Genomic DNA, 13423 nt, shown 5'->3' with positions numbered 1-13423 from the left:
GTATGACACCTTCTTCATGACCTCGTCTTCGAAATCGAGACGGAATATTTTTCGGATAAAAACGGGATGTACCACGTGCGAAAGCCAAAATATTTGGATGCCCAATACGAAGCACAAAGATCTCGACAGATCAGGCTGAACGAAGTAGCAATGGCGGCCCCGATAATTCCATACAGCGGAATGAGACAAGCGTTTCCGATTATGTTTAGTGCAGCTGAACAGACAAGTATATTGCGGGCCGTCTTTTGATGCCCGGTCATCGTCAATAAGGGGATGACGCTGCCTGTGCAAAAATTGACAAACTGTCCCATGCACAGAATCACAAGGACGAGGCTCTCACTCGCAAACTCTTCGCCAAAAAAAGTGAGCAACGGAACGGCAAATATCGCTACTAGCAGATTAAGAGGAGCAGAGGTGAAGAAGATGAGCCGATTAGCGAACGCAATCATCTTTTTCAAGCCGTCCATATCCTTACGTGCGTACAGCTCAGAGAACTTGGGAGAGAGAATCGTATTGATGGAAATCAGCGCAAAGCCCGTCACCATTGCCAGACGAATGACCACACTGTATACACCGACGGTTTTTGCATCCGTAAAAATGCCCAGCATGATCATATCTGTCCATGTCATAATCAATTCCATCGACGCACTGAGATACATGGGCAGTGCGACTGCAATAATTTCCTTCATCCCAACGACAGGCTCTCCCGTAGCCGGCTGTACCCCGTTACGGAATCCTCGGCTGGTCGCATACCACTGCCCCATCCCATAGACGGCATTCAAGATAACAGCAGCCGCGAGCAATTGAATCAAGAGCATCGTGCTAGGTTCGAAAAAAGGTATCACGCTGATAAGAAACGCCAAGTGAAGAAAACGCATACCGACGATATCGACAGTGATCGAGATGACAACTCGATGAAGTGCCCGAAACGCAGATGCATACAGTCTGGCGAGTGACACAAACGGAAGCATCCACGCGACGACTCGCAATGCCTCTGCGGGCAGCTCCCCTGCAAATACGTAGGCGGACACCTGCTCCGAAAACACATGCAAAAGTACCCCGAGCACAATCGAAATCAGCGTCGTCCACAGCACTACCTTGTTGAATACTTCGGAAATTTGATAAAGCGAGCCTTTCGCGCGAAACTCCGAGAGAAAGCGGATCATGGCTGTATCCGTCCCCAATACGGCCAGCACCATTCCGATGTTCATCAGGGTGATCGTAAGCGAATAGATGCCCAGGCTCTTGGCTCCATACTCTCTGGCAATATAGAACTGCAAGAGATAGAGCAGCACGAAGCCAAGGAGCCGAAACAAAAACGTAAAGGCCGAGCCGCGAATCACTTCGTGAACATCGCGATCTTTATTGAGACGGCTCCATTGTCGTTGCCAAGCTAATTTGAGGGCATGCATGCCTACAAACGCCCCGCTTTCTGCTATGCGTTGTACCCATATCCGTAGTAGCCTTCTCTCTTCCCTACCTTTTTGTTGTTGAGAACAACACCGAGCAGATTGGCTCCTGCCGCTTTTAACTGCTCTACTGCTTTGACAGCAGAATCCCGCTTCGTCTTGCTTGCATCCACCACCATGACACAGCCGTCCATTTCCCTTGCCAGCACCATGGCGTCGCTTACGATTAATGGCGGGCTGTCGACAATCACAAAATCAAAGTTGTGGCGCAGGTATGCCATCAATTCCAAAAGCCGTGGCGTCCCGAGCATTTCCGCTGGATTATGTTGGATCGGCCCTGCCGTAATGATCGACAGTTCTGATACGCCAGATGGTTGAATAATATCGGTAATCTGGCACATATCGGAAAAGTAAGAACTGATCCCGTACAGATTCGGCATATCAAAGGTGAAATGCACCCGCGGATTGCGCAAGTCAAAATCAAGCAGCACCGTTTTTTTATGATCCTTTGCCATCATCAAGGACAGGTTGGCAGCGGTGATCGTTTTTCCCTCAGAAGCCCCTGGACTGGTGACTAAAATCGTTTGCATCAGCTTGTCGCCCATGGAAAACTGAATGTTTAAGCGAAGGGTACGGTAGCCCTCGACCAGCGGTGACAGCGGCTCCCAATGGGCGATCAGCTTTTGATAACGATCATCAGGCTTCTGCCTTCTCATACTCATTCCTCACTTCCTCCACCTTTGGCTGGCGAAATGCCTTCCGCGTTTTTTTGTCGATCACCGCAATGGTTGCCAGTACAGGTAAGCCTAAATACTCCTCCACTTCTTTTTCCGATTGAAGTCGGGTATCCATCTGCACAAGCAAGAAGACGACGACCACAGAGGTTGCCAACCCGAGGACAAAGGCGATCACCGAATTGAGAATCGGTTTTGGGCTCACTGGGATTGCCGCCGGATTGTTTCGCGCTTCCGCCAAAATATGCACGTTGTTCATGCTGAGCATTTTGACGACTTCTTCCTGAAAGGTCGTCGCGATTGTATTGGCGATGAGCACTGCTCTGCCCTGATCCGGATCTTCCACCGTAATGGAAATGACCTGCGAGTCCTTGACTGGCTCCACCTTCGTCTGAAGCAGTAGATCCTCCATGGTGGTTCCAGCCCCGAGCACATCGAGCACGCGTTCCATCACCCGCGGACTTTCAATAATGACGCGATAGGTCTCAATCAATTTCAGATTGGAATCAATTTCTGCGACGGATAGCATGCTCTCTACGGTTGAATCCAGCGAGCGATTCACTAATATTTCCGTCTTTGCCTGATAAATCGGTGTCAGTAAATAGAAGCTCACGAGCGCTGTTCCGATGGTGCACAAAGAGGTAATCAAAAGGATCAGCTTCCATCGCTTCAACAACATCAGGAGTATTTCACGAAGATTAAGCTCCTCATTCATCCTGCTTCCCCCTTTGCCCCGCCATGCTGTCACTTCCTTCTTTCGGCAGTTGTACGGGAGGTTCGATTTGTTTTTGAAAAGTTGCAAGACTCTCGGTCAACCTCTCACGCTCTTGCGGGCTGACGATATAGTAGTAGATTCCATTGATCATTTGACCCTTTCCTTCCAAACGAATCGTCTCGACGGAGGTAACTGCCGTGCTGTAGCTTAGGGCAAGCTCTTTCATCACATCAAAGGTCATGTTTGTTTTCACGTATTTCTCCATCGTCGCTAGGACGTCGTTCAATCGGGTAGGCGACGCAAGGGTCACCCCTTTATCCAGCAATGCCTTGATGATTTCCTGCTGTCTTTCGTTACGTCCGAGGTCGCCTCTCGGATCTTCGTAGCGCATGCGAGCGTAGACCAAGGCTTGCTTCCCGTCTAACTGGATGGGACCGACTGGAAAGGTGTAATCCGCATAAGTAAAGGCCAGCTTGTTGTTGACTTCCACTCCTCCCAGCGCATCGATCACACCTGCGAATCCTTCCATATTCGCGGTCACTACGTAATCAATAGGAAATTGGAGGAACTGTTCGACGGTGTCTACTGCCTGCTGCACTCCGCCGAATGCGTATGCGTGATTGATCTTATCCTGAGTACCTTTGTGAGCCATAGCTGTTCGCGTATCACGCGGTATGCTGATGAGCAACGCTGATTTCGTTTTCGGGTTGACGGAGAGTACGAGGATGACATCCGAGCGCCCCTTGTCATTTTCTCGTTCATCAACGCCAAGAAGCAGCAGGGTGATCGGTTCTTTGGGCAAAATAGCGGAGTTCTCCACTTCAGCCGCAGGCGGTGTAGCTGCTCCTTGGGAATTCATGGTCGTTGATTGCCTCACTGATGCTGGTTCAGTCGCTACAGGCATCTCGATAGATTTCTGCGTGCGGACAGGGAGGTACATTTTGCTGGCCGTTTCTTTTAACGACAGATAGACGTACACACCATAACCACTCAAGCTGATGAGACAAATCAATCCTCCCCAGGCAAGCAGCCTCTTCCACTTTATCGTGGCAACCTTTTCCTTCCATTTGCCGACGCTCATCCGATCGCCACTGGATAAGGGACTGGCGTAGCCTCTTCCTTCACGTAAGAAGTGGATTGATAGCCAGGAACGATCCCTTGCAAAATCTCGATAATAGATTGTTTGTCCTCTATCGTCGCTCCCTTGTCTGCAATTTGCTCCAACCGGGCGATCCCTGCCAAGAGCTCATTCCAGGAAAAATCGAGCGGCTTCCCAATGAAAATGCGATTATGGCAAGTAGACGACAAGCCTTCTTCTGCCGTCAAAATTTCTTCGTACAGCTTCTCACCTGAACGAATTCCCGTGAATACAACCGGAATATCCTTCCCGGGCTCCAAGCCTGCCAAGCGAATCAGGTCGAGGGCCATATCGACAATTTTGACCGGTTTCCCCATATCGAGAATGAATATCTCCCCTCCCTGGGCAAGTGCTCCCGCCTGAATGACAAGCTGGGCAGCCTCAGGAATAGTCATAAAATATCTCTCCATATCTGGATGCGTAATGGTAATCGGTCCACCTGCCCGTATTTGATTGAGAAAAACCGGAACGACACTCCCCCTGCTCCCCAGGACATTTCCAAAACGAACTGCCGCAAACCGGGTAAGTCCGAAATGGTTGTAACCCTGGATCAGAAGCTCAGCGATCCTTTTCGTGGCACCCATTACACTGGTTGGATTCACTGCCTTGTCCGTCGAGATCAGGATGAAATGAGAGACGCTGGTTTCCAGTGCGCATTCCGCCACGTTTTTCGTACCCAGAATGTTATTCTTCAATGCCTCGCACGGGTTGCTCTCCATTAACGGCACATGCTTGTGGGCTGCCGCATGAAAAACAACAGCGGGACGATACTCATGCATAATCGAAGCAATCCTTTGTCTGTCACGAATATCTGCAATCAAGCTGACTGTCTCCTGCTCAGGAAACAAACGCGAGAGCTCCAGGCTCATTTCAAAAATGCCGTTCTCTTCGTTCCCCAAGAGAAGAAGTTTCCTTGGACCAAATCTAGCTATTTGTCTGCAAAGCTCGGACCCAATCGAGCCGCCCGCTCCTGTCACAAGTACGACTTGCTGCCGCAAGTACCCCGTAATCTCTTCCAGATTGACCTGAACAGGCTCCCTTCCCAATAAATCCTCCAACGCTACATCCCGAATCATGTTCATCGTGATTTTTCCGCTGATGATGTCTGCTACATGCGGCAAAATTTTGACGCTCGCTCTCGTCGTTTTGCAAATGTCGAAAATCTCCTTAATCGTCTGCTGAGATGCGGATGGCATGGCAATCACGATGTCTGATATGGAAAGTCGTTGCACGATGCGGGCGATGTCAGCCCGATTCCCTACAACTGGCAGGCCGTACACACGCAGATTTTGTTTGCTGGGCTCATCATCGATAAAGGCCACTGGACGCAGCTCCGACAAAGGAGAGGTTTTCATCTCTCTGGCTACGAGCACACCTGCGCTACCTGCCCCGATAATTAATGTCCGCCTGCGATCCTGGGTTCTTTTCTCCCGTTCTTCATACCACCACTTCCATACAAACCGGGAGCCTGTGATCCCGAGCAAGACAAAGGCTAGCGTCATGAGAAAGAGTGAGGTAGGAAATCGAATGGACCAGCCAAGCAGGTACGTCATTTTCAGTACCAGGTAGAGTGCCAAAACGGAAAAGCTCGTGGCTAAAATGATCGAGACCAGTTCACGTACACTGACATAGCGGAAAACAGGTCGATAGAGTTGAGCAAAATGCATGCCTGTCACGACAAACAGTACGTGGCCCATCATCAAATACACAGGTTGATATCCGCTTATCTCTGTGAAAGAAAAATCAAATCGAACCAGGCAGGCCAACCAGACAGCCAAGCTGATAATTCCTGCGTCCGATAAGCTTAACCAGAATCTTCTCTTCCGGTAGCTCATATTCATCCGCTCCAGGTGATCGTTATTCAAAAAATGGTCATCATAAACGCCACAGCCTAATTTCTGCCGGGCATGTTTCGCGATTGAGCACGCTTTTCACGTCTGCGATGACACCTTGCCCCTGATACAAGAGTCCGGCAAGCTCCTCCCATCCCAGGTGCAGATATCGCTCATGAGGTACGGCCAATACGATTCCGTGGGCGGGCTGCAGGTCTTCCCACTCTCGCAATTGAATGCCGTATTCCTCTCTCGTTCGTTCCGGACAAGCCAAATCATCCGTCACTTGGACCTCTACGCCGAACTCCTTCAGTTCCTGAATGATGTCGATGACCCGACTATTGCGAATATCCGACACGTTTTCTTTAAAGGTGATGCCCATGATCGTAATCCGGGAGCCTTGTATCGCAATATTTTGCCAGATCATTTGCTTCACGAGTGAGGTCGCGACGAACTTGCCCATTCCGTCATTGATCCGTCGTCCAGCCAGTATGACCTGCGGATGATAACCAACACTCTCCGCCTTGTATGTCAAATAGTACGGATCGACACCAATGCAATGACCACCGACGAGTCCTGGAGAGAAAGAGAGGAAATTCCATTTGGTCCGTGCTGCTTCGAGCACATCTGACGTTGAGATGCCCAAGCGGTCAAAAATAATCGAAAGCTCATTGATCAAGGCGATATTGATGTCACGTTGCGTGTTCTCAATCACCTTTGCAGCCTCAGCCACCTGAATCGAGGGAGCTTTGTGAATACCTGCCTCTACTATCAATCCGTACATCTCGGCAATCGTTTCGCACGTCTGGCGATCTTGCCCTGAAACGACCTTGACGATCTGGGACAATCTCCGTTCCCGATCCCCTGGATTAATTCGTTCAGGTGAGTAGCCGACAAAAAAATCAATCCCCGCGAGCTTCCCAGACGCTTGTTCCAATACAGGAATACAAATTTCTTCTGTCGCCCCTGGATAAACTGTCGATTCATAGACGACGATAGTCCCTGAAGTCAGATGCTGCCCAACGCTTTCAGACGCGAGAATGAGTGCCCGCATATCGGGCCGTTTCGCAGAATCGACAGGAGTGGGTACCGTGATAACGATAAAATCACACGCTGCGAGACTTGAAGGGTCATCCGTATACGTGATGTTGGCTCGCTTTAGCTCATCTGTCGACATCTCTCCTGTTTCGTCCATTCCGCTCTCTAGGCTGCGTATGCGTCTTTCGTCTATGTCAAAACCCACCACTGGAAACACCTGGCCAAAAGCAATCGCTACAGGCAGTCCTACATATCCAAGACCTACTACTCCCACTTTTTTACGCATGCGCGACACCATAATAGCTGACGTACCAGTCTACAAAGCGAGAAATCCCCACATCGACTGGTGTTTTCGGCCGAAAGCCTGTCGCCTCATACAAAGCTTCCACTGACGCATAGGTAGCAGGAACATCCCCCGGCTGAATGGGCAAATAGTCGCGAACAGCCTTTTTACCCAGCTTCTCTTCCAATATCGAGAGAAACGTAAGCAAATCGATCGGCTGGTGATTCCCGATGTTGAAGACCGTATGCGGCGCCTTGTCCCCCTCCCTTTGGGGGATTCGATTCAGCAGTCGCAGCATCCCTTCGACGATATCGTCCACATACGTGAAGTCCCTCGTCATGTTGCCGTAGTTGAAAATGCGGACAGGCTCTCCCGACAAAATCGCCTTGGTAAACGTATAGAGCGCCATATCGGGTCGTCCCCAAGGCCCATATACCGTAAAGAAGCGAAGTCCCGTCGCAGGCAAGCCGTATAAATGACTATAGGTATAGGCCATCAGTTCATTGGCTTTTTTCGTTGCTGCGTACAAGCTGACCGGCTCATCTACGGGATCGTACTCCGCAAATGGCAGCTTTGTATTCCCTCCGTAGACGGAGCTTGAGGATGCGTAGAGCAAATGCCTGACTCTCGACCGTCGGCATCCTTCCAAAATGTGCAGAAACCCGGTGATATTGGAAGTCGTATAGGCATGGGGGTTTTCCAGACTGTACCTGACGCCCGCTTGAGCGGCCAAGTGAATGACAAGCTCCGGCTTCATTTCGCGGAACAACTCGTCCATTTTGCTCTGATCTGCAATATCCGCTTTGATAAAACGAAAGGATGGGTACGCTTGGAGGATTTCCAGTCGTTTGCCCTTCAAGACCGGGTCGTAATACTCATTGCAATTATCTACCCCCCACACCGTCTGTCCTTGTTCCAATAGCCGTCGTGCTACATGAAAACCGATAAATCCAGCTGCGCCTGTCACCAAAATCGACATACTCTCCACCTCTTTGCTTATTCATACGGAGGTTCTAGGACAAATATGCCAGTGGCTGCCCAAAGTTTATGGAACACATTTTTTATGCAGTCCATGCCCTTTTTACGAAATGGTTGTCAACATTTGAGAAATGGTTGAATGAAATGAAAAGAAGACAATCTTGTCTACCAATTTTTGGAGGAGAATGCTTTTATGTGGATGGATGTAAAAACGTACGGAGCAAAGGGGGATGGAGTGACCGACGATACCCAGGCAATCCAGGCTGCCTTGACTGCTGCTCTAAACCAGCAAATTCCTCTGTTTTTTCCTGCTGGTACCTATATTATTGAACCAAACAGGCTAGAGGTCATCCTAGGAACAGGAAAAAGCCTAGTGATGCAGGGAAGCGGTCCTTTTTCCGTGTTAAAAAGGAAAGCCAATTCAACAGCAGCAGATTGGCGCTGGCTCTTCTCGATTACGTCCACGGGTGGTGATGCTGATTCTTTTGTGGTCACGAACCTGAAGATTGATTCCAATGCAAGAGCCAACCCGCTGCCTCCCGATCCTTACGATTACGAGCATAGCGCCGATTTCTACATTCGTGGTGCCGGTCCTAACAGCTATATCAATTATGTAGCGCTACGACAAGTATGGTGTACGGATGGAGTCGCCGACCATTTTTACTTTGCCGGAGTAACGAACTGCTATGTCCGCTCTGTGCAAATTACCGATTTTTACAGCGACAGCCGCAAGCGTACACGCTCTGACATTACGGTTACGGGTGGCCTGGAACGTCTGAATGCAGCGAATGTAGCGTGTGATCGTTTTGAGGTCGAGCTCAATGAAGGGTATGACGGAGCCACACCCATGCACGTAAACCTGAGCAATGTCTCTTGCCGTCAGCAGCTCGACTTGGAGGGTGACCTGTCCTCCCCGATGGTCGTGCAAGGTAGTCAGCTTGTTTCACTCGCCAGCTTCAGTCTCACTGGCATGACAGGCTGTATCAGCTCATCCGTTTTTTATACCGCACCCAATGAGAAAAATCGGGTGAACTTTATGAAAAACATGACGTTCAGCAACTGTCGCTGGGTATTGCATACGACCGCACAAGGAAGTACAAAGACGGTTGGTACTGGGCTTACCGTGGATTATTCGGATGTAGGACTTGTATTTGATGGCTGCAGCTTCGAGGCCAATGATACGGCGACTTCCATCGGCGGCTACGCCTTGAGCTTGGAGCCATGGGATGTGCTCGCCGAGAGACAAGTTACTGTGAGGAACTGTTCGTTTGACCCACGGCTGACCCAAAACATTTCGTTGAACCGCTGCGGAAACGTCTCTCTCATAAACAACCGTTATTCCGGTTCTGACCACGCAATCATGCTCTATGGCACCGGAACGTACCCATTGGTAGTCACCGTGGATGGTGGCGACTTCAGCCAGGTTACTGGAAAAATGTTTTATCACAAGTCTTCGGATAAAATAACCCTCTCCATGAAAAACCTCCCTGTTCCTGTTTCCCTCACTAGCGGCTACAAATCCGAAAACTCTTCCTATATCCCAACTGTTTCGATCAACGAGCGTGTGGTGTATGTAGCAGCCCCACCAAGCACCACCGTCAAATACGGCGGGCTCAAAGGCGATACACTGCGCTTGATCACTCCTGTAAACAACCAACCGTGCGAATGGATTGCAACCACAACCAATAAGACCGCCTGTACCTGGCTGGCGACCAAAATTGCCAAAGCATAAGGTAAAAAAAACATCCATCTGCCCCCGCGTTGTGGGATAGATGGATGTTTGTCATTAGGCAATACGCTCCAAATCCGGATTGTACCGTTTCACATAGGCATAAATTTCTTCCCCAAGCAATTGCGTTCTCACAAGCTCATCTGCCTGTTCAGTCAAATGCTGAGTGAGTTGATTGGTTCCATTTTCGATCCGTCTTTTGGCAGCCTCAGGCAGTGTCAATACATGCGGTACGAGCAATTGCAGGTACCAAACGCCCTTATCTTCCTCGGAGACGTCGATCTCCAGCTCCATATCCGAACTGTCGAAATCGTACAGTTGATTAAAGAGCGACTCCCTTTTTTCCAGCGTCATTGCGGCAATGTCGATTTTTTCCACGCTCAAATAATACTCTTCATTGAACAAGACCATTTTGTCGTCAATTTCCTGATACTTTTTCGCCAGTGGATTCATCGTCATCGTTCCTTTCCATCTCAACATCTATCTTATAGCATACTACCTTACTGAATATTTAGGCAACTCGTCCGTTTAGAAAGGGCCTTGCTCTATGCAAGACCCTCGTTTTTTACACGAGTGTTGATCCCTCCACTACGGCTTGTGCATCCTCCTTGGAAATCAGGACAGCGCGAGCCTTACCGCCACTTTGTCCAGCGACGTACCCATCTGCCTCCATCATTTCGATGAGTCGGGCAGCACGGTTATATCCGACGCGGAAACGGCGTTGCAATCCAGATGCAGAAGCTTGTCCCTGATCGGCCACGAACACGAGCGCTTCCAGATACAACGGATCATCTCCGCTGTCAAACGAAGCAACCTGCTGCTCCAAATCTTCCTTGCTGAAAATGTACGCAGGCTTTCTTTGCTTTTTGATCATGTGCGTGATTCGCTCAATCTCGTCATCCGAAACGAAGTTCCCTTGCAGACGGACTGGAGTCGTGCCGCTCTCAAGGAACAGCATGTCCCCTCTCCCCAACAGTCGTTCTGCCCCAGACTGATCGAGAATCGTGCGCGAGTCCACTTGGGAGAACACGGCAAAAGCAAGACGAGTCGGTACGTTTGCCTTGATGTTTCCGGTAATGACGTCTACGGATGGGCGCTGTGTCGCCAGAAGCAAATGAATACCGCAAGCACGCGCCTTCTGGGCGATCCGGATAATGCAGTCCTCCACATCCTGCGGCGAGACCATCATCAGGTCAGCCAACTCATCAATGACGATCACGATATATGGCAGCTGATCGTCTGTCGTCTGATTGTAGCGTTCAATATCGCGAACACCCGCATCTACGAACAGCGCATAGCGCTTCTCCATTTCTTCCACGGCCCACTTGAGAGAAGCCGTTGCCTGCTTGGCCTCCGTTACGACAGGCGTAACCAGATGCGGCAAATGATTGTAAGGGGCGAGCTCCACCATTTTCGGATCGATCAAGAGCAATCGCACCTGCTCAGGAGTCGCCTTGTACAGCAGACTGACGATGATGGAGTTGATGCAGACACTTTTACCCGAGCCTGTCGAGCCAGCAATCAAACCGTGCGGCATCTTTTTAATATCCGCAATAATCGGCTCTCCGCCGATGTCCATACCGAGTGCGACCGCCAGCGGAGATGAATGTTCCTGAAACTTGTCTGAGCTGATGATCTTCTCGATTAATACAGGCTGGCTGGACATATTCGGGACTTCGATTCCGATGGCATTGCGTCCTGGAATCGGTGCCTCGATGCGAATGTCTTTGGCAGCCAAATTCAGCTTGATATCGTCAATCAATCCTGTAATCTTGTTCACTTTTACGCCGGGAGCCGGTTGCAGCTCAAAGCGTGTCACGGATGGGCCTTTGACAATCCCTACGACCTGAGCGCTGACATTGAAATTCGCGAGCGTCTCTTCCAATAACAGCTTTTGAATTTGCGTATGCTCATCGTCATCATCGCTGACCGGCGGGCTCGGATTCAGCAGTCCCAAATCCGGCAAGGCGTATGGCGGCTGTGCTGACTCTGCTCCTTGGTCAGCTTCATTGGACGAGTCTTTTAACGGAACAGCAGGCTGCCTAGTAATGGATGCCTGAGACATGTTCACGGACTGTGCAACGGATGAAGCTGGGACAGGGACTGGTACGGTTTCCACAACAGATTCTGCAGCTGGTTCTACAACTGGTTCTACAATCGGTTCCACAATTGGTTGAGCAATGGATTCAGGCTCAGTTGGCTCTGTTCGCTCTGGCATCTCTTCGGAAACCGAAGCCGTTCCTGCTGAACTGAGTTCCTGTGGTGAATCTATTTCTGCTCTCTCTAGCAAACGGCTGATAGCAGATGCATAGGCAGGCTCTTCGATGGCATCGCTCTCCAGCTCCGTATTGACTGCTTGATTCTCCTCCTCAACAGAAGGAGAATCCACGTTATCGCCATCATTCTCGCTCTCCACCTGCACAACCGCACTGAGTGTAGTGATCAGTCTATGCTCGGCTTCCTCATGGGCTAGCCGCTCTTCCATCGCTTGAGAGCAGTCTGTAGATTCTAATTGCCCAATAGACTCCGATTCCTTCTCTTCGGAAATCACGCTCGCCATTGGTTCTGCAAGTTCGCTCTCTTCTGCTTGTGCCTCTTCTTCCTCATGCACTTGTGCCACCGTCTCTTCCAATTGTACGGAAGCAGCAACCTCACGTTCTGAATCAAGAGCTTCTGCCACAGCAGTCTCCGCAGCAGCATTTTCTCCTTCGTTATGTACAGAATTATCCGCAACAAAAACATGCTGCGGTTCATTTTGCTCAAAAGAAGCAGACTCTTGCTCCTCTTGAAAATACCGCTCGCTTATCTCTTGTTCCCACTGCTTCATTTGCTGTAAATGCTCTTCTTGCTCCAAACGCGGATAAATGATTCCCGCAGTCGTATGGATTCGATGTTCCGCCTCGCGCGTCGCCGGGGTAATTTTCCCATAAACAGGGGAAACGATTTCAGACGGCTGGTAGGCACGCTTTTCTTCTGTAGAAAAAACGGGTCTCGTTACTTTTTCCGCTTCTTTTTGCGGCGTACGGTTTGGACGCTGCGGCATCTCGATGTTGTTTTTGACAAGCTCAGGTTTCTTTTTCTCGAAAACGGGCTCTGTCTTTGTTTCCAGCACGCGCTCATTTGCTGGCCGCACCGTTTCACGCTTGGGCTCGAAACGCTCACGAGGTGCCTGCTGGCGACTGCGTTCATTCGATTCGGCAGGATTCTCGCTACGATTGCGCTTCTTCTCCAAATAGTCATCCGGGACAACTGGAAAACGAAATTGACGCTCTCTTCTTTGACGCACATTGTCTTCTATATCTCGAGTGTCTACCCGTTCTTTTGGATATATGCTTTTTGTTCTCGCCTGAGGCTGACGGGGAGCGGGAGTACCTGTTGGGTTACCGGTACCTGCTGGACGGCCTTCTTCCTCTATTTCCTCTTCTCTTTCTCCCTGAAAAAAGTTCATCAGCTTTTGAAGCCACGACCACATGTTGCAACGCCCTTTCTTCACTAACCATCTTTTCCCCTTCATCTTACCACGAAAAGGGGGCAGAATTAGCTGGATTGTGATTTTTTTCCGTTTTT

General features: G+C 49.9%; 10 protein-coding genes. 1 reads left to right on the top strand and 9 read right to left on the bottom strand.

The window, feature by feature from the left end:
- Window positions 1-14: 14 nt before the first annotated feature.
- The 7 genes from EL268_RS08820 to EL268_RS08790 are packed head-to-tail and all read right to left on the bottom strand — an operon-like array spanning window position 15 to window position 8128.
- The gene (locus tag EL268_RS08820; RefSeq protein WP_106654496.1) at window positions 15-1412 is read right to left on the bottom strand and encodes a flippase; all 1398 of its coding nucleotides are present in this window, start codon (window positions 1410-1412) and stop codon (window positions 15-17) included.
- Window positions 1413-1435: 23 nt separating this feature from the next.
- Window positions 1436-2131, bottom strand: a complete 696-nt coding sequence (locus EL268_RS08815) for a CpsD/CapB family tyrosine-protein kinase (protein ID WP_106654495.1) — start codon at window positions 2129-2131, stop codon at window positions 1436-1438.
- Window positions 2106-2858, bottom strand: coding sequence for a YveK family protein (locus EL268_RS08810; RefSeq protein WP_106654494.1), 753 nt, complete (start codon window positions 2856-2858; stop codon window positions 2106-2108). The genes EL268_RS08815 and EL268_RS08810 overlap by 26 nt, the downstream gene beginning before the upstream one ends.
- Window positions 2851-3939 carry an LCP family glycopolymer transferase gene (locus EL268_RS08805; protein ID WP_106654493.1) on the bottom strand — a complete coding sequence of 363 codons (1089 nt, stop codon included), beginning with the start codon at window positions 3937-3939 and terminating at the stop codon, window positions 2851-2853. The genes EL268_RS08810 and EL268_RS08805 overlap by 8 nt, the downstream gene beginning before the upstream one ends.
- Window positions 3936-5831, bottom strand: coding sequence for a polysaccharide biosynthesis protein (locus EL268_RS08800; RefSeq protein ID WP_106654492.1), 1896 nt, complete (start codon window positions 5829-5831; stop codon window positions 3936-3938). The genes EL268_RS08805 and EL268_RS08800 overlap by 4 nt, the downstream gene beginning before the upstream one ends.
- A 40-nt stretch (window positions 5832-5871) precedes the next feature.
- Window positions 5872-7152, bottom strand: coding sequence for a nucleotide sugar dehydrogenase (locus tag EL268_RS08795; protein ID WP_232030339.1), 1281 nt, complete (start codon window positions 7150-7152; stop codon window positions 5872-5874).
- Window positions 7145-8128: an NAD-dependent epimerase gene (locus tag EL268_RS08790; protein ID WP_106654490.1), complete on the bottom strand. Its 984-nt coding sequence runs from the start codon at window positions 8126-8128 to the stop codon at window positions 7145-7147. The genes EL268_RS08795 and EL268_RS08790 overlap by 8 nt, the downstream gene beginning before the upstream one ends.
- Window positions 8129-8320: 192 nt before the next feature.
- On the opposite strand from EL268_RS08790, the gene EL268_RS08785 reads away from it, so the two are divergent.
- Complete coding sequence (locus EL268_RS08785) at window positions 8321-9859, top strand: glycosyl hydrolase family 28-related protein (protein WP_106654489.1); 1539 nt, start codon at window positions 8321-8323, stop codon at window positions 9857-9859.
- A gap of 54 nt (window positions 9860-9913) precedes the next feature.
- Here EL268_RS08785 and EL268_RS08780 read toward each other — a convergent pair whose 3' ends face one another.
- Together EL268_RS08780 and EL268_RS08775 are read right to left on the bottom strand one after the other, a co-directional pair.
- A complete protein-coding gene (locus EL268_RS08780) occupies window positions 9914-10315 on the bottom strand; it encodes a hypothetical protein (protein WP_232030337.1) in 402 nt (133 codons plus the stop codon).
- A gap of 106 nt (window positions 10316-10421) precedes the next feature.
- Window positions 10422-13328, bottom strand: a complete 2907-nt coding sequence (locus EL268_RS08775; RefSeq protein ID WP_164724569.1) for a DNA translocase FtsK — start codon at window positions 13326-13328, stop codon at window positions 10422-10424.
- Window positions 13329-13423 lie beyond the last annotated feature (95 nt).

The organism is Brevibacillus brevis, assembly GCF_900637055.1.
Taxonomy (GTDB): Bacteria; Bacillota; Bacilli; order Brevibacillales; family Brevibacillaceae; genus Brevibacillus; species Brevibacillus brevis.
The sequence above is the reverse complement of the archived record's forward strand: the minus strand, read 5'-3'. Positions and strand labels throughout refer to the sequence as shown.